This window comes from Enterobacter sp. MF024 (assembly GCF_005843915.1).
Taxonomy (GTDB): Bacteria; Pseudomonadota; Gammaproteobacteria; order Enterobacterales; family Enterobacteriaceae; genus Enterobacter; species Enterobacter barmai.
The window spans coordinates 1,057,585-1,078,390 of sequence record NZ_VCBB01000001.1; the positions used below are offsets into that span (position 1 = coordinate 1,057,585).

Here is a 20,806-nt window from a genome sequence, read left to right on the forward strand (position 1 = left end):
TCCGTGCTCCAGCGCTGTTTACAGGGATTTCAGAAGATTTTATCCCTTAACAAGGATATAGGGATCATACTAAAAAGAGGAAATATCTGAGCTTTATCACCGTGCTAAGTTCAGGAAAAACCTCTTATTTTAATGTCGTCACAGGGTTCAAAATGAATCAATAATAATTAACCATTTTGGCGAGAAACCGTGTTTTCAGTACTAATACGAAAGGTTGATATTTATCCTGAGAAACAATAAACCCTGACAAAATTGCAGACGAAAAAGAGTTCACCGTCAGGTTTACAACGCATCATTGGATAACCGGGGTTACCTTTTGCCCTACCAAATTTAAGTTGGCTTAATTATTAATAGCGTCGAATATTAGGTATTTTTGAATTCCTTACATTATGACCTATTGCATATATCAATTTATGCCTCTATTATTACTTCAACAAACCCCCCACATTATAAGTTTGAGATTACTACAATGAGCGAAGCACTTAAAATTCTGAACAACATCCGTACTCTCCGTGCCCAGGCGAGAGAATGTACTCTGGAAACGCTTGAAGAAATGCTGGAGAAATTAGAAGTCGTTGTTAACGAGCGCCGTGAAGAAGAAAACGCTGCTGCTGCTGAAATCGAAGAGCGTACGCGTAAACTGCAGCAATATCGTGAAATGCTGATCGCAGATGGTATTGATCCAAACGAATTGCTGAACAGCATGGCTGCCGCTAAAACCGGTACTAAAGCTAAACGCGCTGCGCGTCCTGCTAAATATAGCTACATCGACGAGAACGGCGAATCTAAAACCTGGACTGGCCAGGGTCGTACTCCAGCTGTTATCAAAAAAGCCATGGATGAGCAAGGTAAACAACTGGACGACTTCCTGATTCAGGAATAAGTCAGAAAATTATCCGAAAAATCCCGCTTAATGCGGGATTTTTTATGCCTTTATTTTATACAGTGTGACATTCTGTTACATGCTGTCATAACGATTGAACCAGATTATTCTCGTGCCCTGGTAAGAAACGCCTTAAAAAGGCCATAAAAAAACCGGTGTAGCCTGGCTATCACCGGTTTTTGCTTAGCGCGTCATCGCAAAATTAGTTTTTAATGCCCAGCGTATCTTTCAGCCAGCCTTTAAATTCCTCACCCAAAGACTGGTGACGAATACCATATTCAACGAATGCCTGCATGTAACCGAGTTTATTACCGCAGTCATGGCTCTTACCTTTCATGTGGTAAGCTTCAACGGTCTCTTTTTCGATCAGCATGTCGATGGCATCGGTCAGCTGGATTTCATCCCCAGCGCCTGGAGGTGTTTTAGCCAGCAGTGGCCAAATCTCCGCGCTCAGGACGTAACGCCCTACTACAGCGAGATTAGACGGCGCTACGTCGGCTTTTGGCTTCTCAACCACGCCGACCATTGGCACGCTGTCACCCGGGTTCATGCCAACGCCTTTGCAGTCAACCACGCCATAAGCGGTAACGTCTTCAACCGGCTCAACCATGATCTGGCTGCTGCCCGTTTCGTCGAAGCGCTTAATCATTTCTGCCAGGTTATCCTGTGAGAGATCGGATTCAAACTCATCGAGAATAACGTCAGGTAAAATAACCGCTACCGGCTCGTTCCCGACGACCGGGTGTGCACACAATACGGCATGGCCCAGACCTTTTGCCAGCCCCTGACGAACCTGCATAATAGTCACGTGCGGCGGGCAAATAGACTGAACTTCCTGCAGAAGCTGACGCTTAACACGTTTTTCCAGCATAGCTTCAAGTTCAAAACTGGTATCGAAATGGTTTTCGATAGAGTTTTTGGATGAATGCGTTACCAGCACAATTTCAGTAATGCCAGCGGCAATACATTCGTTGACCACATACTGGATTAATGGCTTATCAACGAGTGGCAGCATCTCTTTTGGAATTGCCTTCGTTGCCGGCAGCATCCTGGTTCCCAACCCGGCAACCGGGATAACGGCCTTTGTCACTTTCGAATTTACGGCAGCCATTGAAACTCTCCTGAACTGTTCATGTTTTGAACTTTAGTCTGCATTAATAACGCGTTCAGTATATCAGCCTGAAGATGGTGTCCGGGTCTGAAAAGGACGCGCTACCGCTTAATTAGGATAAATACGAATGAAAACAGGCACCGATAGTAGCATTGCCCGTAAAACGACGATAAAGCTATCTACCGTTTAAAATTCAACTGACTATTCTGTGGACAACATTAAGCGCAACCGTCCCCCTGTCCCCCAAATTTGGCATTGCCATGAGGTGCAGCGATGGCTTATTTGATTAAGATAAGTATTACCTAACGTGCCTAACGGAACGCCGTTACTGACCTGAATATGATGCTCACCTGTATTAAGCGTGGCATTAAGTCCGGCAGACACCAGAATCAAATTTTTCAGGCCGCTGTGGTAATAACCGACCAGTAAAGGAAATTGACCAGGCAGACTGGCTTGTCGCAGCAGCTGGTTAACCTGTTTCAACAAGCTACCTAACTCAGGCAGACGCTGCCCCTGGTGAGAAAGTTGTTCCTGGAGCAGGCCATTAAATAATGCCCGCAATAATAACGCCGCCAGCACGCCATTATCGCCTGCCCGGGTGACGTCCAGACAATAAAATGCCAGATCGTTTTCAGACAACGGCGCGATATCCAGCACCAGACCTGGTTGATCGGCCGCCATCAGCTGGCGGTAATTCACCTTGCACCCGGAGATGGTCTGTTGCACTGGCGGCTGAAGTTCCTGTAACAGCTTTGCTGCCGCAGATGGGTTATTGACCAGCGCATCCCAGTCCTGAAAAAGTCGCTCTTCTTCTTCAACGCGCGAATTGAACATATTGGGATAGAGGCAGGCGAGCACGGTTTCACGCAGGCGATTGAGATCTTTTACCGGCTTAAGCAATACATCCTGGACTCCAAGACGTAACGCTTTTGCGATATCGGCCATATTTTCCGTCGCGGAAATAACCAGAATTGGAAGCTGGTTACCTGCGTTACGCAGATGCTCCACCAGCTTCAGGCCATTCATACGCGGCATGGCGATGTCGCAAATCATCAAATCGGGCTTAAGCCCTACCATTATTTCCAGAGCGTCGATCCCATCAGCTGCAAGCGCAGTGGTCGCCCCCAGCGATGATAGCCATGAATCCAGTAAAGAGCGGAAAACAGGCTCGTCTTCAACTATCAGAATTTGTTTTCCGGCTAGTGGTTGTGTCATGGTCTCTCCCGGCGCTGACAATAGATAAATAGTGGCATGCTATCGGTACTATCGCCTGTCAGATTTTGCTGAAGTAATCAAAAAAAACGTGCTCAGGCTGTTGCCCGCACTAAAGGTAATAATTCATCCATTTTCTTTTCGACTGCCTGCGCGCCTGCGGTAATGGCTGCCTCTGCACGATGGAAATCGAGCGTTGAAATTTGTGGACAAAAAGGTTGGATCAATATATCCGGCGGATCTCCCGCCATTCGATTGCGCTTCAGGCGATTTTCCAGCACCTGAATTGACGTCGTCATGATTTCCATGGCGGTAGGCGCAGTGACCAGCTTACGGGTGGTCCGCGTGAAGCGTCCTCGCAGGCGTTTATGCCAGGCGAGATCTTCTGGCGCGCCCTCATCAGTATGGGTATTGACCGGCATAAGATCCTGCTGCATCAGGTGGGCATCATGCTGGAGGTCGACGGCAATGACGATATCGGCCCCCATCGCGCGGGTCAGTGAAATGGGCACCGGATTAACAACGCCGCCGTCAACCAGCCAGTAGCCATTATGCGGAACCGGCGCCATCAGGCCAGGCATACTGCAGGAGGCACGTACGGCAAGATGAAGATCGCCTTCGGTGAACCAGATTTCCCTGCCGGTGCTGAGATTGGTAGCTACCGCACCGAAAGGCATCTGACAGCTTGAGAATTCGGTCAGGGGCATGACCTGGCGAAAACGGTTAAAGACGCGCTCACCGCGTAATAACCCGCCACGTTGCCAGGAGAGATCCATCAGGCGCAGGACGTCCCAGTAGCTAAAGGAACGAACCCAGGTTTCCAGCTCCGGGAGCTTGCCACACGAGTAGGCGGCCCCCACCAGTGAACCTATTGAACAGCCTGCAACAATATCAATTTCGATACCTAAACGTTGTAAGGCGTTGATCACGCCAATATGCGACCAGCCCCGGGCTGCACCTGAGCCCAACGCCAGTCCAATTTTTACTTTTCTCATTAGCCCTGTTTAACGTCCCCTGGATTCCTGGCATAGCGTCATTGCACACGCTCAGTTAACATAGTGCCACCCTGGCGTTGTCAGCCATTCATATTTTAATTTCAGGAAGAGAATCGTGTCTCAACTCTGTCCCTGCGGTAGCGCTCTCGATTATAGCCTATGTTGCCAGCGATATCTTACTGGTGAACAGGTTGCACCGGACCCGGCATCACTTATGCGCTCCCGATATGCCGCTTTTGTGACGCGGGACGCAGACTACCTGATCAGGACCTGGCATCCATCCTGCCATGCTACTGATTTTCGTCAGGAGATCGAGGCCGGATTTGCAAATACGCAGTGGCTCGGCCTGACTCAGTACGAAACGGCAGCAGGCCGGGATGAAAACGAGGGGTTCGTCAGTTTTGTCGCGCGCTTTACCGAACAAGGCAAAGCGGGTGCCATCATCGAACGCTCGCGTTTCTTAAAGGAGGGCGGACAGTGGTACTATATTGACGGTACGCGTCCACAGTTCGGTCGTAATGACCCCTGCCCCTGTGGTTCAGGTAAAAAATTTAAAAAGTGTTGCGGCCAGTAAGGCCTGACGACACCATTTCAGCAAACACTTAAGGATTTTCCGGCAATGCAATCAACACAACGCAAAGTGCTGCGCACCATTTGTCCCGACCAGAAAGGGCTGATCGCCCGTATCACCAATATTTGCTACAAGCATGAACTGAATATCGTGCAGAACAACGAGTTTGTTGATCACCGTACCGGCCGCTTCTTTATGCGTACCGAGCTGGAAGGGATTTTCAATGACGCGACGCTGCTTGCCGATCTGGACGGCGCCCTGCCGGAAGGTTCGGTACGTGAACTGACTCCTGCCGGCCGTCGCCGCGTGGTTATCCTGGTCACCAAAGAGGCGCATTGCCTGGGCGACCTGCTGATGAAAGCCAACTATGGCGGGCTGGACGTGGAGATCGCTGCGGTCATTGGCAACCACGAGACGCTGCGTACTCTGGTTGAGCGTTTTGATATTCCGTTTGAGCTGGTCAGCCATGAAGGCCATACCCGCGAAGAGCATGACAATTTAATGGCTCAGGCCATTGAAGCGCATGATCCGGACTACGTGGTGCTGGCGAAATACATGCGCGTTCTGACGCCGTCATTTGTTGCCCGCTTCCCGAACAAGATTATCAATATTCACCACTCGTTCCTGCCGGCGTTTATTGGCGCGCGTCCTTATCACCAGGCGTACGAGCGCGGCGTGAAAATCATCGGCGCAACGGCCCACTACGTGAATGACAATCTGGATGAAGGTCCAATCATCATGCAGGACGTGATTCATGTCGATCACACCTACACGGCGGAAGATATGATGCGTGCCGGCCGCGACGTCGAAAAAAATGTATTAAGCCGCGCGCTGTATCAGGTGCTGGCTCAGCGTGTCTTCGTGTACGGTAACAGAACGATTATTCTTTAATCCTTTATAAAATGAATTGATTAGCTTTACGTCTTTATGCGTAAAAATCAGGCAAACGATTCAATTTAGCAAAGGAAGTCTTTACAGGGGCGCGTCATTTGATATGATGCGCCCCGCTTCCCACAAGGAAGCAGGCCAGTAAAAGCATTACCCCGTGGTGGGGTTCCCGAGCGGCCAAAGGGAGCAGACTGTAAATCTGCCGTCATCGACTTCGAAGGTTCGAATCCTTCCCCCACCACCATCTCTTGCTTTACCTCAAAATTTGAATTACCCCTGGTGGGGTTCCCGAGCGGCCAAAGGGAGCAGACTGTAAATCTGCCGTCATCGACTTCGAAGGTTCGAATCCTTCCCCCACCACCATCTCTCCTGAATCGCTCGAAACCGCATATTTGCACCATGTTCTATATTCTTCCGATGCAGGGAAGGATGAGAAGCTTCGACTAAGGTTCGATTCGAGCGCAGCGAGAAAGCGTTGCCGCAGGCAACGACCCGAAGAGCGAGGCGCAACGCGCCGAGTAATCCTTCCCCCACCACCATCACTTCCTTCATCATAAAAACAAAACCTTCATTATTATCCAACTCCCGCGCACCTGTATTCCCCGGTGGCGCTGCGCTTACCGGGGCTACAAAACGACAACACCGCACCGTATCCGTAGGCCGGGTAAGGCGCAGCCGCCACCCGGCAAAAAACACTACACCGGCGGCAACCGGCGCGTTACCGGTGAACTCTTCACAATAGACGTATTGCACTGCGCGTGTTCTGCCAGCCCATCCAGCAACGTATCCAGCTGTTCAATCGAACGCACCACCAGCCTGATAACAAAGCAGTCTTCGCCGGTCACTTTGTCGCTCTCAATACATTCGGGCATCTGCTGGATGTATTTATCCACCTTATGCAATAACCCCGGCAACGGCCGCACGCGGACCAGCGCCTGCAGCGTATACCCCAGCGCAGCCAGGTTTACCCGGGCACCGTACCCCTGAACAATCCCCCGCTCCTCCAGCCTTTTTAAACGCTCCGCCGTACTGGGTGACGTGAGTCCAACCCGGGCGCTCAACACCTTCAGCGACATACGCGCGTCCTCTACCAGACAGCGCAGAATATGGCGGTCGATCTCATCAATAACGTAATCCATAGCATTTACCTAATTTATAAAAGCAAATCCTGACTCTTACCTTACTTCAGCACTGTAAAACCAGACACAATTTTTTAACAATAAAGGCATTAATCAGGAGGTGTGTGATGAGTGACATTCAAAAAGGCGTCTGGCAAATGAGCCTGGCGATGCTGATATCCGGCTCCATCGGCGCGTTTGTTTTGCTTTCCGGTTTACCGGTGACCGAAGTAGTGTTCTGGCGCTGCCTGATCGGTGCCATTGCGCTGTTTCTCTTTATTCGTTTCAGTAAACACCCTTTCAGCCCCTTAACTAAAGTCACTCTGGGGCTGGCCGTGCTCGGCGGCGTTGCGCTGGTCATTAACTGGCTACTGCTGTTTGCCGCCTTCGACCGTATCTCAATCGGGCTTTCAACGGTGGTTTATAACACCCAGCCCTTTATGCTGGTGCTGATGGGCATGTTGATGGGTGAACGGGTGAGCCTGGTGAAATGGGGCTGGCTGTTCCTCGCCTTTGGCGGCGTGGTGATACTGCTCTCCAGCGAACTGACCGGCGGGCATAACGCACAATGGCTCGCGGGGATCGCCCTCGCGCTGGGCGCAGCCTTTTTCTATGCCCTGACCGCCATCATCACGCGCAAATTAAAAACTATCGCGCCGCAGCATATCGCCTTTATTCAGGTTTTAACCGGGGTGGTGATGCTCCTGCCACTGGCAACTATGCCAACTTTCTCCGGCGATTTTCCTTGGGCGATTTTACTCACGCTGGGGATTGTGCACACGGGGGTGATGTATCAACTGCTCTACAGCGCCATTCAGAAACTCCCTACCCCCATCACCGGTTCGCTGTCGTTTATCTATCCGGTTGTGGCATTGATTGTCGATAATCTGGTGTTTGGCCATGCGCTGAATCTCACCCAACTGGCCGGTGGGGCGCTGATCCTGTTTGCTGCGGCGGGGAATAATCTCGGCTGGGGCGAAAAAAAACCCCGCGAGTGCGGGGTTCAGATTAAAACGGCTGATTAGCGACGGGCACGCACAATCTGATATCTGCGCGTCAGGTACTCTACCGGCGCGCTCCAGATATGCACCAGACGGGAGAACGGGAACAGCAGGAACAGGGTCATGCCCAGCACCAGGTGGACGCGGAAGACAAACGCCACGCCGTCCAGATGCTCAGACGCCCCGCCGTGGAAGGTCACCACCGACTGTGCCCAACCCACCAGCTTCAGCATTTCGCTGCCGTCCATGTGCTGCGCAGAGAACGGAATGGTCAGCAGACCCAACGCACACTGCACCATCAGCAGGGAGAGGATCAGGATATCCGCCCCGGTGGTGGTGGCGCGAACGCGTGGACTGAACAGACGACGCTTCAGCAGCAGCAGGCCGCCGACCAGGGTCATCACGCCGCAGGCGCCCCCGGCAATCATCGCCATCTTCTGCTTCACGTCCATCGGCAGGAAGGATTCATACATCCAGTGCGGGGTCAGCATCCCGAGGAAGTGACCGGCAAAGATGCCCAGAATACCGATATGGAACAGGTTCGACGCCAGGTTCATCCCTTTGCGATCCAGCATCTGACTGGACGCGGCGCGCCAGGTGTACTGACCGTAGTCATAACGCAGCCAGCTACCAATCAGAAATACCGAACCCGCAATATACGGATAGATATCGAAGAAGAACATATTCAGGAAGTGCATTATTGCTGTCCTCCGTTAGAGATATTCAAATATTGCGGGGCAACGGCACCGGCAAAACGACGCTGGTGAGCGGCGATCTCCGACTCACCGCAACTCTGGTCAGCAAAGAATTTCACCTGCTCTTCTTCCCAGACCGCATCCAGCGCCTGTGGGGTATCATCGCGCGCTTCATCGGCGATTTTTTCCGCCACTTTTTCACTGTCGACCGAGGCGTTTGCCAGTTTCACCAGCAGATCGAACAGCACCGCGTAGCGGCTTTCACGCTGCTGCAGACGCGCGCTCAGTAACGCCAGAATCGGGGCGATATCGTGCAGGCCGCCCAGCGCCTCTTCTTTCGGCAGCTGCGCCAGATACTCCAGGTACAGCGGCAGGTGATCCGGCAGCTCGCGGCTGTCGAGATGCAGGCCGTGCTGCTCGTACTGCGACATCAAGTCGACCATCGCCTGACCCCGGTCACGGGATTCACCGTGAACGTGTTCAAACAGCAGCAGCGAAGTGGCGCGGCCGCGGTCGAACAGCTGGCTGTAGTCAGACTGCACGTCCAGCAGATCCCGGGAGAGCAGATCGCGGAGGAAAACGCCCAGGGTCTGGGCATCCTCTTTGTCCAGGTTTTCCGATGACGCGAGTGCATCAAAGAGTTCCTGTTGATGCTGCGCCAGGGCCGCATCCGGGTACTCGAGCAGACGCGAAACAATGACGAGTTCAATCATTGGTGCGGCTCCGTTTTGCTGGTCACATCCATCGCGTCGATGCGACGGCTGTTAAACAGGTTGAATTTGTTGTCTGAACCGTGGCAACCGTCGCCGAAGGTAAAGCCACACCCGCTTTTTTCCGGGAAGGCTTCACGGGCCAGCTCACGGTGGCTGCTGGGTACCACGAAACGATCTTCGTAGTTGGCAATCGCCAGATAGCGGTACATCTCCTGAGCCTGAGCTTCGCTTAAGCCCACCTCTTCCAGCGCGCGGGTGTCGATGACGCCGTCAACGGTTTCCGCACGTTTGAAGTGGCGCATCGCCAGCATACGTTTCAGCGCCAGCAGTACCGGCTGGGTGTCACCCGCGGTAAGCAGGTTCGCCAGATACTGAACCGGGATACGCAGGCTTTCGACATCCGGCAGAATGCCGTTGCTGCCCAGCTCGCCCGCATCAGCCGCAGACTGAATCGGAGACAGAGGCGGCACATACCAGACCATCGGCAGCGTGCGGTATTCCGGATGCAGCGGCAGGGCCAGCTTCCAGTCCATCGCCATTTTGTACACTGGCGACTGCTGCGCGGCGTCAATCACGCTCTGCGGAATGCCGTCTTTCAGCGCCTGGGCGATCACTTTTGGATCGTTCGGATCGAGGAACACGTCCAGCTGTCGCTGGTACAGATCTTTCTCGTTCTCGGTGCTCGCCGCGTTTTCAATGGCATCTGCGTCATACAGCAGCACGCCGAGGTAACGGATACGGCCTACGCAGCTTTCAGAGCAGACGGTTGGCATCCCGGCTTCGATACGCGGATAACAGAAGATGCACTTCTCGGACTTGCCGCTCTTCCAGTTGAAGTAGATTTTTTTGTACGGGCAGCCGGTGATGCACATACGCCAGCCACGGCATTTGTCCTGGTCGATCAGCACGATACCGTCTTCTTCACGCTTGTAGATGGCACCGCTCGGACAGGTGGCGACACAGGCCGGGTTGAGGCAGTGTTCGCACAGGCGCGGCAGATACATCATGAAGGTGTTTTCGAACTGGCCGTACATCGCCTTCTGCATGTTTTCGAAGTTCTGGTCTTTGGCGCGCTTTTCGAACTCGCCGCCCAGAATCTCTTCCCAGTTGGGCCCGCTGGTGATCTTGTCCATGCGCTGACCGGTGATCAGCGAGCGTGGACGGGCGATCGGCTGGTGTTTACCTTCCGGGGCGTTGTGCAGGTTCTGGTAATCGAAGTCAAACGGCTCGTAGTAGTCATCGATGCCCGGCAGGTGCGGGTTAGCGAAGATCTTACCCAGCAGCAGCGCTTTGTTACCCATGCGCGGCACCAGCTTGCCGTTGATTTTACGGATCCAGCCGCCCTTCCATTTCTCCTGGTTTTCCCAGTCAGTCGGGAAGCCGGTGCCCGGCTTGCTTTCCACATTGTTGAACCAGGCGTACTCCATACCTTCGCGGCTGGTCCAGACGTTTTTACAGGTGACTGAGCAGGTATGACAGCCGATGCATTTATCCAGATTCAGCACCATGCCGACTTGTGAACGAATTTTCATTTTACGCTCTCCTGTACCTGGTCATTACCTTCGCCATCTAACCAGTTAATGTTCTTCATCTTACGTACCACCACGAACTCATCGCGGTTCGATCCTACGGTGCCGTAGTAGTTAAAGCCGTAGGCCAGCTGCGCATAGCCGCCGATCATATGGGTCGGTTTTGGCGTAATACGGGTCACGGAGTTATGAATACCGCCGCGCTGTTCCGTTATCTCAGAACCCGGCAGGTTCACGATACGTTCCTGGGCGTGGTACATCATGGTCATCCCGGCCGGTACACGCTGGCTCACCACCGCACGGGCGGTCAGCGCGCCGTTGCTGTTGAACACTTCGATCCAGTCGTTATCTTCAATGCCCAGATCTTTGGCATCCGCTTCACTCATCCAGACAATCGGGCCGCCGCGCGACAGGGTCAGCATCAGCAGGTTGTCGCTGTAGGTGGAGTGGATACCCCACTTCTGGTGCGGCGTCAGGAAGTTCAGCGCCTTCTCCGGGTTGCCGTTGGATTTCGCACCCATCACGGCTTTCACGGAGCGGGTATCAATCGGCGGACGGTAGACCAGCAGGCTCTCACCGAAGTCACGCATCCACTGATGATCCTGATACAGGGACTGACGGCCGGACAGGGTACGCCATGGGATCAGCTCGTGAACGTTGGTGTAACCGGCGTTATAAGAGACGTGCTCATCTTCCAGACCAGACCAGGTCGGGCTGGAGATGATTTTGCGCGGCTGCGCCTGAATATCGCGGAAGCGGATCTTCTCGTCTTCTTTGTTCAGCGCCAGATGGGTATGGTCGCGACCGGTAAACTCGCTCAGCGCCGCCCAGGCTTTCACCGACACCTGACCGTTGGTTTCCGGGGCCAGGGTGAGGATCATCTCTGCCGCATCAATCGCCGTGTTCAGCATTGGCTGGCCTTTGGCCGGGCCGTCCGCTTTGGTGTAATTGAGCTTACGCAGCAGATCCATTTCGCTCTGGGTATTCCAGGCAATGCCCTTGCCGCCGTTACCGATGTTCTCCATCAGCGGGCCGATAGAGGTAAAGCGCTCGTAGGTCGCCGGGTAATCACGTTCCACCGGAATAATGTGCGGTGCAGTCACGCCCGGGATCAGGTCGCACTCGCCTTTTTTCCAGTCCTTGACGTCCAGCGGCTGCGCCAGTTCGGCGGCAGAGTCGTGCTGGATTGGCAGGGTGACCACGTCGGTCTCTTTGCCCAGGTGCCCTACGCACACTTCGGAGAATTTCTTCGCGATATCTTTGTAGATATCCCAGTCGCTTTTGGATTCCCATGCAGGGTCAACCGCAGCAGACAGCGGATGAATAAACGGATGCATATCCGAGGTATTCATGTCGTCTTTTTCATACCAGGTAGCGGTTGGCAGCACGATATCGGAGTACAGGCAGGTGCTGGACAGACGGAAGTCCAGGGTCACCACCAGATCCAGTTTGCCGTCGAGACCGTTGTCTTTCCACTCCACCTCTTCAGGCTTCACGCCGCCCTGCTTGCCGAGATCTTTCCCCTGGATACCGTTTTCAGTACCGAGCAGGTATTTCAGCATGTACTCGTGGCCTTTACCGGACGAGCCCAGCAGGTTGGAGCGCCAGATGAACAGGTTACGCGGATGGTTTTTACCGTTTTCCGGCTGCTCAGCGGCGAAACGGATAGAGCCCTCTTTCAGGGATTTAACGGTGTACTCCGCTGGCGTCATGCCGGCTTTCTTCGCTTCCTCTGCAATGCGCAGCGGGTTGGTCCCCAGCTGTGGCGCAGACGGCAGCCAGCCCATGCGCTCAGCACGGACGTTGAAGTCGATTAAGTGGCCGCTGTAGCGGGATTTGTCCGCCATCGGCGACAGCAGCTCCTGGGCGGTAACCGTTTCGTAGCGCCACTGGCTGGAGTGGTTATAGAAGTAAGAGGTGCTGTTCATGTGACGCGCCGGACGCTGCCAGTCAAGGGCAAACGCCAGCGGCTGCCAGCCGGTCTGCGGACGCAGTTTTTCCTGGCCCACGTAGTGTGCCCAGCCGCCGCCGCTCTGACCGACGCAGCCGCAGAAGATCAGCATGTTGATCAGCCCGCGATAGTTCATATCGAGGTGATACCAGTGGTTCAGGCCGGCACCGACGATGATCATTGAACGACCATGAGTCTTATCGGCGTTATCAGCAAACTCACGCGCGGTACGGACGATCTGCGCCCGCGGTACGCCGGTGATCTGCTCGGCCCAGGCCGGGGTGTAGGCTTTTACGTCGTCATAGCCGGAAGCGCAGTTTTCGTCACCAAGACCGCGCTCCAGACCGTAGTTGGCCATGGTCAGGTCATAAACGGTGGTGACTAACGCGGTAGAGCCGTCGGCCAGCTGCAGGCGTTTCACCGGCAGTTTGTGCATCAGGACGTTTTGCAGCTCAACCTTGTTGAAGTGTTCAGATCCTTCGCCGCCAAAGTACGGGAAGCCGACATCGGCGATCTCGTCCTGGCTGCCCAGCATGCTGAGGCGCAGTTCGGTCTCTTCACCGGTCTTGCCGTTACGCTGCTCGAGGTTCCATTTGCCCTTCTCACCCCAGCGGAAACCGATGGAGCCGTTAGGGGCAATCATGTCGCCATTGCTGGTGCAGGCAACGGTTTTCCACTCCGGGTTATTTTCCTGGCCCAGCGCATCCACCAGGTCGGCGGCACGCAGCATACGGCCTGCGGCGTAGTAACCGTCGCGCTCTTCCAGCATCACCAGCATTGGCATGTCGGTGTACTTGCGCACGTAGTCGGTGAAGTACTGGCTTGGCTTGTCGAGGTGGAACTCACGCAGCATGACGTGGCCCATCGCCAGCGCCATCGCGGCATCGGTACCCTGTTTCGGGGCCAGCCACAGGTCGCACAGCTTGGCGATTTCGGCGTAGTCCGGGGTAACGGCGACGGTTTTGGTACCTTTGTAACGCACTTCGGTAAAGAAGTGGGCGTCCGGGGTACGGGTCTGCGGAACGTTGGAGCCCCAGGCGATGATGTAGCTGGAGTTGTACCAGTCTGCGGATTCCGGCACGTCGGTCTGCTCACCCCAGGTCTGCGGAGAGGCAGGCGGCAGGTCGCAGTACCAATCGTAGAAGCTCAGGCAGGTCCCGCCGATCAGGGAAAGATAGCGTGCGCCAGAGGCATAGGAGACCATCGACATCGCCGGGATTGGCGAGAAGCCCGCCACACGGTCCGGGCCGTAGGTTTTAACGGTGTAGACGTTGGAAGCGGCAATCAGCTCGTTCACTTCCTGCCAGGAGGAGCGCACAAAGCCACCGCGTCCGCGGGCCTGTTTGAAGCTCTTCGCTTTGTCGGCGTCTTCGATAATAGAGGCCCAGGCCAGCACCGGATCGCTGTGCTGCGCTTTCGCTTCACGCCACATCTTCATAAGGCGTTTACGCATCAGCGGATATTTCAGGCGGTTAGCGCTGTACAGATACCAGGAGTAGCTGGCGCCACGTGGGCAGCCACGCGGTTCGTGGTTTGGCATATCCGGGCGGGTGCGTGGGTAGTCGGTCTGCTGCATTTCCCAGGTCACCAGACCATTTTTGACGAAAATCTTCCAGCTGCAGGAGCCGGTGCAGTTTACGCCGTGGGTAGAACGCACCACTTTGTCATGTTGCCAACGCTGACGGTAACCGTCTTCCCAGTCCCGGTTAGTCTCCAGAACCTGGCCGTGCCCATCGGCAAAAGTTTCACCCTTCTGTTTGAAGTAGCGAAACCGGTCCAAAAATTTGCTCATCGGGTATCTCCTGTGTGGAGCCTGTGGCTCTCTAAATCGACATTGCTGATTTGCTGCGAAGGTAACGCTCTGAAAGAGGAGGAGAATTGATAACGATCAAGGGGGATGGGGGATGTTCAGCGCGGTAAATTTTCAGCTACCACTAAAGCGGTACAAAAGTAAACAATGTAATATATTGTTTTATATGATTATTATTTATTTATCGTACAAAACAGCACTGGGCATTTATCCCCGGTGGTATTAAGGGGTAGGCCATCCTGTTTAGCGATGGCGATCACAGTAGCTGCGGGCTGACAGCGGTTCCGGGTGTAAAGTATGTTGTAACTAAACGTAGCGTAAAAAAAGCGCGGCCTCAGGCCGCGCAAACGGATAATCAAACTTACTTACTTTTTATTAGAATTCCGTCCGTATACCAGCCAGGTGACAAACACGCAGACGATATAGAAAATCAGGAACACTTTCATGGCGCCCGCCGGTGAGCCGGTCAGGTCCAGAGAGATACCAAAGGCTTTCGGGATGAAGAACCCGCCAATGGCGCCGATTGCTGAGATAAAGCCCAGTGCGGCTGCGGTATCGGTGGCCGCTTCACGCATTGCCTGCTCCTCAGAGCCGCCCTGCGCTTTAACGCGATCCATCGTCAGTTTACGGAAGATCACCGAAATCATCTGGAAGGTAGAGGCGCTACCCAGCCCGGCGGTCAGGAACAGGACCATAAACACCGCGAAGAAGGCACCGAAGTTGCCGCCCGCGCCGTTAACCGGCAGGGTCATGAACAGCAGCGCACAGAAGAGAGCCATCACCACAAAGTTCACCAGCGTGACGCGGGTGCCACCCAGACGGTCGGAGATCATCCCGCCGGTAGAACGTGCCAGCGCGCCAATGAACGGACCGAAGAAGGCGTAGTGCAGGATCTGCACATCCGGGAACTGGGTTTTCGACAGCATTGCGAACCCGGCGGAGAAGCCGATGAACGAGCCGAACGTGGCCAGATAGAGCAGCGCCATGATCCACAGATGGGCACGCTTAAGCACCGGCAGCTGTTCGCTCAGGGAGGCTTTCGAGGCCGCCAGATCGTTCATGCCAAACCAGGCCGCCAGGGTGAAGATCACCAGGAAAGGCACCCAGATCCACGCGGCGTTCTGCAGGAACAAATAAGAGCCATCGGCCTGCTCAACGCCTGCGCCACCGAAGGCGGCAAAGATACCGACCGAGATCGCCAGCGGTGCGATCAGCTGCATGACGCTGACCCCCATGTTGCCCAGGCCGCCGTTGATCCCCAGCGCCCCGCCCTGCTTCTGTTTAGGGAAGAAGAAGCTGATGTTCGCCATGCTGGAGGCGAAGTTCGCACCCGCAAAGCCGCACAGCAGAGAGATAATCACGAAGGTGCTGAATGGCGTAGAGGTATCCTGTACCGCAAAGCCCAGCCACACGCACGGGATGATCATGATCCCGGTACTGAACGCGGTCCAGCGGCGACCACCGAAAAGCGGCACCATAAAGGCGTAAGGAACACGCAGCAGCGCGCCGGAGAGCGCAGGCAGTGCGGTTAACATAAACAGCTGGTCGGTGGTAAACGTGAAGCCCACTTTCGGCAGGTTGACGGCGACGGCGCTGAACAACATCCAGACGCAGAACGCCAGCAGCAGGCAGGGAACGGAAATCCACAGATTACGACTTGCTACACGTTGGCCCCGCTGTTGCCAGAACGCCGGATCTTCCGGACGCCACTCGGTAATGACTGCGCCAGAATCCCTTTCGGGGATAGTTGAGTGACTCATAGACACCTCTGATTCTTAAAAGATGCTACAAAGATCAGGGTTTTAAGCTGGCGGGAAGTTGATATAAATCAATGGGAAGGTAAGCAAATTTCTGGCCCGAAATTCGCCATCCTCCAAAGTGAGTAGCGTTTTTCGCTAAAAAAGGTGTGGTTTTTCACGGCGCTGCTACCCCCGATGCCCCCTCTCCTCCCATTCACCCCTTCAATGGCAATTAGTAGGTAATCCTTTTGGGGTATGGGTATACTCCAGGGGTTGCCTGAGAATAGAGCCCTTGCCGAGTCCAGGCATTGTCAGGAGCCAGACTGCCCTATGTTTAAACGCTGTTTTTCACCCTTAACGCTGGTTAACCAGCTGGTGCTGATTGTCATGCTGTCTACCGCCATCGGGGTGACAGGGATGGCGATCTCCGGCTGGCTGGTGCAGGGCGTACAGGGCAGCGCGCACGCCATTAATAAGGCCGGTTCGCTGCGCATGCAGAGCTACCGCCTGCTGGCGGCAATCCCGCTGGAAGACAAAGATCGGGCATTACTCGACGAAATGGAAGCCACGGCGTTCAGCCCTGAGCTGGAGCTCGCTGCGCGTCGGGATAATCAGCAGGCCCAGCTGAAGGCCCTGCAGACCTACTGGCATACCCAGCTGGCGCCCGGGCTGCGTCAGGCGCGTAACCCGGATGCGGTAGCCGCAGACGTATCCGGTTTTGTCAGCCGTCTGGATAATCTGGTCTCGGCGTTCGACCACAGCACCGAGCTGCGTATTGAACGGGTGGTGCTGATGCAGCAGCTGATGGCGGTCTTTATGGGCCTGCTGCTGGTGTTCACCATCCTCTGGCTGCGCGCCCGGCTGCTGCACCCCTGGCGGCAGCTGCTGGCGATGGCCCGCGCTGTTACCCAGCGTGATTTTACCCAACGCGCGCACATCAACGGGCGCAACGAAATGGCCATGCTCGGCGAGGCGCTGAACACCATGTCCGGCGAGCTGGCGGAAAGCTATGCAGTGCTGGAGCAGCGGGTTCGCGAAAAAACCGCCGGGCTGGAGCAGAAAAACGAGATCCTCTCCTTCCTCTGGCAGGCCAACCGCCGCCTGCACTCCCAGGTGCCGCTGTGCGAACGTCTTTCGCCGGTGCTTAACGGGTTGCAGAATCTGACCCTGCTGCACGACATCGAATTACGCGTCTATGACCTGGAAGACGAAGATAACCATCAGGAATTTACATGTCAGTCCGATGCCAGCTGCGATGAAATTGGCTGTCGCCTCTGCCCGCGCGGCCTGCCGCCGCTGACCACCAGCGGCACCACCCTGAAGTGGCGCCTGGCGGACAACCTGACGCAGTACGGTATTTTACTGGCGACGCTCCCCGCCGGACGCCATCTCAGCCACGATCAGCAGCAGCTGGTCGATACGCTGGTAGAGCAGCTGACCGCGACCCTGGCCCTCGACCGTCATCAGGAAAAACAGCAGCAGCTGATTGTGATGGAAGAGCGCGCCACCATCGCCCGGGAGCTGCACGACTCTATCGCCCAGTCGCTCTCCTGCATGAAGATGCAGGTCAGCTGTCTGCAGATGCAGGACACGGACCTGCCGGAGAGCAGCAAACAGCTGCTGAGCCAGATCCGCAACGAGCTGAACACCTCCTGGGTGCAGCTGCGTGAACTGCTGACCACCTTCCGCCTGCAGCTGACGGAGCCCGGGCTGCGTCCGGCGCTGGAAGCCAGCTGCCAGGAGTTCAGCGCCCGCCTCGGCTTTACCGTCTCGCTGGATTACCAGCTGCCGCCACGTTTTGTGCCGTCGCACCAGGCCATTCATCTGCTGCAGATCGCCCGGGAAGCATTGAGCAACGCGCTGAAACATTCCGGGGCGACAGCGGTCTCGCTCACCGTGAGCCAGCATGACAACCAGGTCAGACTGGTGGTCCGTGACAACGGCTGCGGGCTCCCGGAGAACGCCGAAAGAAGTAACCATTATGGTCTGATTATTATGCGTGACCGCGCACAAAGCCTGCGTGGAGATTGTCAGGTCCGCCCCGGCGAATCTGGCGGAACTGACGTCATCGTCACCTTTATTCCCGAAAAGCCTCTTTTCACTGCTCAAGGAGAACATCATGTCTAATCAGGAGCCCGCTACAATCCTGCTGATCGACGACCATCCGATGCTGCGCACCGGTGTTAAACAACTTATCAGCATGGCGTCGGATATTACCGTCGTGGGCGAAGCCAGCAACGGGGAACAAGGTATTGAACTGGCCGAGGCCCTCGATCCTGATTTGATCCTCCTCGACCTGAACATGCCCGGCATGAACGGCCTCGAAACCCTGGATAAGCTGCGGGAAAAATCCCTCTCCGGACGCGTGGTGGTCTTCAGCGTCTCGAACCATGAAGAGGACGTGGTCACCGCCCTGAAACGCGGCGCCGACGGCTACCTGCTGAAGGATATGGAGCCGGAAGAGCTGCTGAAATCGCTGCAACAGGCGGCAGCAGGCGATATGGTGCTGAGCGAAGCCTTAACCCCGGTGCTGGCTGCCAGCCTGCGCGCCAACCGCGCCACCTCCGATCGCGACGTCAGCCAGCTGACCCCGCGCGAGCGCGATATCCTGAAGCTGATTGCCCAGGGGCTGCCGAACAAGATGATTGCCCGCCGTCTGGACATCACCGAAAGTACGGTCAAAGTGCATGTGAAACATATGCTGAAGAAGATGAAGCTGAAGTCTCGCGTGGAAGCGGCGGTGTGGGTGCATCAGGAACGTATTTTCTGAGTTTACTCGTCCGGCAGCAGCGTCCAGCGCGGATCGTCCTCTGGCAGAGCCAGGAGCGGCTGCGTCAGCGCAAGCGTGATCTCATTGGACGAGACACGCTGCCCCGCCTCATCTTCCACCACCACCGACAGCCGCCAGCGGTTGCTCGCCCCTTCACTGCTATCCCACGCCGGCAGGATAATGCTCCAGCCCTCGGTATCACTGGCTTTCGCCGGTGAGGTCAGGCTCAGGGCCTGAACATCCCCCTGCCAGTGCAGCGAGCGCACCCCGTGACGGCTGCGAATGTCCAGCTTCAGCATCACCGTTTCACCCGGCTTAAGATCCCAGGGCGGCGTTGCCAGCCAGACGGATAGGGTTTTGCGCTGGCGGAACTCCAGCACCGGCAGATTCTGGCGCTCGGGCGGATCGTAGCGGCTGCCGCGCAGGGATCGGCTTTCGGCCACTTCGCCGGCGGAGAGTTGTTTTTTAAGCGGCACCCCGAAGCGGTAGTTGAGCTTCAGGCCGAGGTTGTTCTGGCTCACCCCGCTCTCCCCCTGCTTATGCCCGGCGGAAAAGGTCACCAGCGGCACCGGGGTGTAATCCAGCCCAAGGTTTACCGCCAGCGGGTTGTGGTATCCGGTGCCGGTCTGGAACAGATCCACGCTGTCGCCAAAATATTGTTCAAAGCTGACGCTGGTGTTGAGGTGATGCCAGAACGGCAGCCAGGCTTTGGCGGTGACATCATATCCGCGCGCCATGCGCTGCTCCTGCACCTCTGAGCTGTCACGCCAGCTGGCAAACGGCTGATAGTAGTTAGCCGACAGGCGCAGGTATTCGCCCCAGGCTTCGGCGCCCAGCCCGGCGCGCTGGAGATTTTCATCGAGCAGATTGTCGTAAAAAGTGTTGTAACCAAGCAGCCATTTGCCCGCCACCCAGCGCTGGCCGATGCCCGCATTGCTGACCAGTCCGTCCTCCTGCTGGGTCAGGCCAAGCTGACTCCAGGTAAGATAGTGGTTGTTATCCTGCCAGGGGATAAACCAGCTGCCTTTACTCCCGGTGAAGCGCCCTTCGTCGTTGACCAGCAGATCGACGCTGGCATTGCCCCACGGCGAGAGCCATGACTCAATGTGCTGGTTCACCTCCTGGCTGACGGCCTCCCGCACCTGGCCCAAGGCAAACTGCCGGGCCTGCTCCTCGGTGGTCAGGCCGTTGTCGGTCATGCTGGCTTCGCCGAACGCTTTCGCCATCTCCGCCAGATGCTTTTCGCCTTCTCCCGTCGGGGTCGCCATGCCTAAGTCCGGCAGGCTGTCGCCATTGTTATCGAACGGGTTTTGCGCCTGATGGATGAAGGAATTCGGGGCACCGTGAACGGCTCCGGCATAACAGAGGAGGAGGAACAGCGAACGAATGCGGGGAGATACAACCATCACCGTCGTAAAAGGTAGCCTGTGTTGTCGGAAACAGAGTTAATACCTTAACGTGATTGAGGAAAAATGACAGCCCAAAGGGAAATTTCAGGAATATCCTGAAGTCTTGTTGCCGGGTGGCGCTGCGCTTACCCGGCCTACGGGGGCGCGGTGCATGATTGCCGGGTGGCGCTGACGCTTACCCGACCTACGGGGGTACGGTGCATGATTGCCGGGTGGCGCTGACGCTTACCCGACCTACGGGGGTACGGTGCATGATTGTCGGGTGGCGCTGCGCTTACCCGACCTGGGGGGGACGGTGCATGATTGCCGGGTGGCGCTGACGCTTACCCGGCCTACAGGGGTACGGTGCATGATTGTCGGGTGGCGCTGCGCTTACCCGGCCTACGGTCTGCCCATGTAGGCCTGATAAGC

16 protein-coding genes, 2 tRNA genes and 1 other RNA gene are annotated in these 20,806 nt (G+C 55.7%); 9 read left to right on the forward strand and 10 right to left on the reverse strand.

What is annotated here, in order from left to right:
- Nucleotides 1-469: 469 nt before the first annotated feature.
- Nucleotides 470-883: a histone-like nucleoid-structuring protein H-NS gene (gene hns / locus FFB58_RS05125; RefSeq protein ID WP_039030686.1), complete on the forward strand. Its 414-nt coding sequence runs from the start codon at nt 470-472 to the stop codon at nt 881-883.
- Nucleotides 884-1,085: 202 nt separating this feature from the next.
- Here the strand turns inward: hns and galU are convergent, their stop codons facing one another.
- The 3 genes from galU to rssA form a co-directional block, all read right to left on the reverse strand.
- Nucleotides 1,086-1,994, reverse strand: coding sequence for a UTP--glucose-1-phosphate uridylyltransferase GalU (gene galU, locus FFB58_RS05130; protein ID WP_039030687.1), 909 nt, complete (start codon nt 1,992-1,994; stop codon nt 1,086-1,088).
- Between the two features lie 201 nt (nt 1,995-2,195).
- Entirely contained in the window at nt 2,196-3,209 is a 1,014-nt protein-coding gene (gene rssB, locus FFB58_RS05135) for a two-component system response regulator RssB (protein ID WP_039030688.1), read from the reverse strand.
- A 92-nt stretch (nt 3,210-3,301) separates the two neighbouring features.
- Complete coding sequence (rssA, locus tag FFB58_RS05140) at nt 3,302-4,201, reverse strand: patatin-like phospholipase RssA (RefSeq protein WP_039030689.1); 900 nt, start codon at nt 4,199-4,201, stop codon at nt 3,302-3,304.
- 115 nt (nt 4,202-4,316) lie between these two features.
- Between rssA and FFB58_RS05145 the strand changes: the two genes are divergently transcribed.
- The 5 genes from FFB58_RS05145 (at nt 4,317) to FFB58_RS05165 (ending at nt 6,199) form a co-directional block, all read left to right on the forward strand.
- Nucleotides 4,317-4,775, forward strand: a complete 459-nt coding sequence (locus FFB58_RS05145) for a YchJ family protein (protein WP_072036690.1) — start codon at nt 4,317-4,319, stop codon at nt 4,773-4,775.
- Nucleotides 4,776-4,820: 45 nt separating this feature from the next.
- Nucleotides 4,821-5,663, forward strand: a complete 843-nt coding sequence (purU, locus tag FFB58_RS05150; protein ID WP_039030691.1) for a formyltetrahydrofolate deformylase — start codon at nt 4,821-4,823, stop codon at nt 5,661-5,663.
- Nucleotides 5,664-5,819: 156 nt separating this feature from the next.
- Nucleotides 5,820-5,904: transfer RNA gene (locus FFB58_RS05155), tRNA-Tyr, on the forward strand.
- A gap of 34 nt (nt 5,905-5,938) precedes the next feature.
- Nucleotides 5,939-6,023, forward strand: a tRNA-Tyr gene (locus FFB58_RS05160).
- 45 nt (nt 6,024-6,068) lie between these two features.
- A non-coding RNA gene (locus tag FFB58_RS05165) (RtT sRNA) lies at nt 6,069-6,199 on the forward strand.
- A 156-nt stretch (nt 6,200-6,355) separates the two neighbouring features.
- Here the strand turns inward: FFB58_RS05165 and FFB58_RS05175 are convergent.
- A complete protein-coding gene (locus FFB58_RS05175) occupies nt 6,356-6,799 on the reverse strand; it encodes an Lrp/AsnC family transcriptional regulator (protein ID WP_039030692.1) in 444 nt (147 codons plus the stop codon).
- 107 nt (nt 6,800-6,906) lie between these two features.
- On the opposite strand from FFB58_RS05175, the gene FFB58_RS05180 reads away from it, so the two are divergent.
- The gene (locus FFB58_RS05180) at nt 6,907-7,803 is read left to right on the forward strand and encodes a DMT family transporter (RefSeq protein WP_039030693.1); all 897 of its coding nucleotides are present in this window, start codon (nt 6,907-6,909) and stop codon (nt 7,801-7,803) included.
- Here FFB58_RS05180 and narI read toward each other — a convergent pair.
- The 5 genes from narI to FFB58_RS05205 form a co-directional block, all read right to left on the reverse strand.
- Nucleotides 7,800-8,477 (reverse strand): respiratory nitrate reductase subunit gamma, encoded by a 678-nt coding sequence (gene narI / locus FFB58_RS05185; RefSeq protein ID WP_039030694.1) that lies wholly within the window; start codon nt 8,475-8,477, stop codon nt 7,800-7,802. The genes FFB58_RS05180 and narI overlap by 4 nt on opposite strands.
- Nucleotides 8,477-9,187, reverse strand: a complete 711-nt coding sequence (gene narJ, locus FFB58_RS05190) for a nitrate reductase molybdenum cofactor assembly chaperone (protein WP_138369220.1) — start codon at nt 9,185-9,187, stop codon at nt 8,477-8,479. The genes narI and narJ overlap by 1 nt, the downstream gene beginning before the upstream one ends.
- Nucleotides 9,184-10,719 carry a nitrate reductase subunit beta gene (narH, locus tag FFB58_RS05195; RefSeq protein ID WP_039030696.1) on the reverse strand — a complete coding sequence of 512 codons (1,536 nt, stop codon included), beginning with the start codon at nt 10,717-10,719 and terminating at the stop codon, nt 9,184-9,186. The genes narJ and narH overlap by 4 nt, the downstream gene beginning before the upstream one ends.
- Complete coding sequence (locus tag FFB58_RS05200) at nt 10,716-14,459, reverse strand: nitrate reductase subunit alpha (RefSeq protein ID WP_138369221.1); 3,744 nt, start codon at nt 14,457-14,459, stop codon at nt 10,716-10,718. The genes narH and FFB58_RS05200 overlap by 4 nt, the downstream gene beginning before the upstream one ends.
- A gap of 383 nt (nt 14,460-14,842) precedes the next feature.
- On the reverse strand, nt 14,843-16,237 hold the full coding sequence (locus FFB58_RS05205; RefSeq protein WP_138369222.1) for a NarK family nitrate/nitrite MFS transporter: 1,395 nt from the start codon (nt 16,235-16,237) through the stop codon (nt 14,843-14,845).
- A 309-nt stretch (nt 16,238-16,546) separates the two neighbouring features.
- Between FFB58_RS05205 and narX the strand changes: the two genes are divergently transcribed.
- Nucleotides 16,547-18,343: a nitrate/nitrite two-component system sensor histidine kinase NarX gene (narX, locus tag FFB58_RS05210; RefSeq protein ID WP_138369223.1), complete on the forward strand. Its 1,797-nt coding sequence runs from the start codon at nt 16,547-16,549 to the stop codon at nt 18,341-18,343.
- The gene (narL, locus tag FFB58_RS05215) at nt 18,336-18,986 is read left to right on the forward strand and encodes a two-component system response regulator NarL (RefSeq protein ID WP_039030700.1); all 651 of its coding nucleotides are present in this window, start codon (nt 18,336-18,338) and stop codon (nt 18,984-18,986) included. The genes narX and narL overlap by 8 nt, the downstream gene beginning before the upstream one ends.
- A gap of 2 nt (nt 18,987-18,988) precedes the next feature.
- Here the strand turns inward: narL and FFB58_RS05220 are convergent, their stop codons facing one another.
- On the reverse strand, nt 18,989-20,392 hold the full coding sequence (locus FFB58_RS05220; RefSeq protein WP_039030701.1) for a YchO/YchP family invasin: 1,404 nt from the start codon (nt 20,390-20,392) through the stop codon (nt 18,989-18,991).
- Between the last annotated feature and the right edge of the window lie 414 nt (nt 20,393-20,806).

Excerpts from the sequence above, each read along its gene's own strand:
- FFB58_RS05205 (WP_138369222.1), bottom strand. The coding sequence starts at position 16,237 with ATGAGTCACTCAACTATCCCCGAAAGGGATTCTGGCGCAGTCATTACC.
- galU (WP_039030687.1), bottom strand. The coding sequence starts at position 1,994 with ATGGCTGCCGTAAATTCGAAAGTGACAAAGGCCGTTATCCCGGTTGCC.
- purU (WP_039030691.1), top strand. The coding sequence starts at position 4,821 with ATGCAATCAACACAACGCAAAGTGCTGCGCACCATTTGTCCCGACCAG.
- FFB58_RS05220 (WP_039030701.1), bottom strand. The coding sequence starts at position 20,392 with ATGGTTGTATCTCCCCGCATTCGTTCGCTGTTCCTCCTCCTCTGTTAT.
- FFB58_RS05180 (WP_039030693.1), top strand. The coding sequence starts at position 6,907 with ATGAGTGACATTCAAAAAGGCGTCTGGCAAATGAGCCTGGCGATGCTG.
- narJ (WP_138369220.1), bottom strand. The coding sequence starts at position 9,187 with ATGATTGAACTCGTCATTGTTTCGCGTCTGCTCGAGTACCCGGATGCG.
- narH (WP_039030696.1), bottom strand. The coding sequence starts at position 10,719 with ATGAAAATTCGTTCACAAGTCGGCATGGTGCTGAATCTGGATAAATGC.
- narI (WP_039030694.1), bottom strand. The coding sequence starts at position 8,477 with ATGCACTTCCTGAATATGTTCTTCTTCGATATCTATCCGTATATTGCG.
- rssA (WP_039030689.1), bottom strand. The coding sequence starts at position 4,201 with ATGAGAAAAGTAAAAATTGGACTGGCGTTGGGCTCAGGTGCAGCCCGG.
- narX (WP_138369223.1), top strand. The coding sequence starts at position 16,547 with ATGTTTAAACGCTGTTTTTCACCCTTAACGCTGGTTAACCAGCTGGTG.
- rssB (WP_039030688.1), bottom strand. The coding sequence starts at position 3,209 with ATGACACAACCACTAGCCGGAAAACAAATTCTGATAGTTGAAGACGAG.
- narL (WP_039030700.1), top strand. The coding sequence starts at position 18,336 with ATGTCTAATCAGGAGCCCGCTACAATCCTGCTGATCGACGACCATCCG.
- FFB58_RS05200 (WP_138369221.1), bottom strand. The coding sequence starts at position 14,459 with ATGAGCAAATTTTTGGACCGGTTTCGCTACTTCAAACAGAAGGGTGAA.
- FFB58_RS05175 (WP_039030692.1), bottom strand. The coding sequence starts at position 6,799 with ATGGATTACGTTATTGATGAGATCGACCGCCATATTCTGCGCTGTCTG.
- hns (WP_039030686.1), top strand. The coding sequence starts at position 470 with ATGAGCGAAGCACTTAAAATTCTGAACAACATCCGTACTCTCCGTGCC.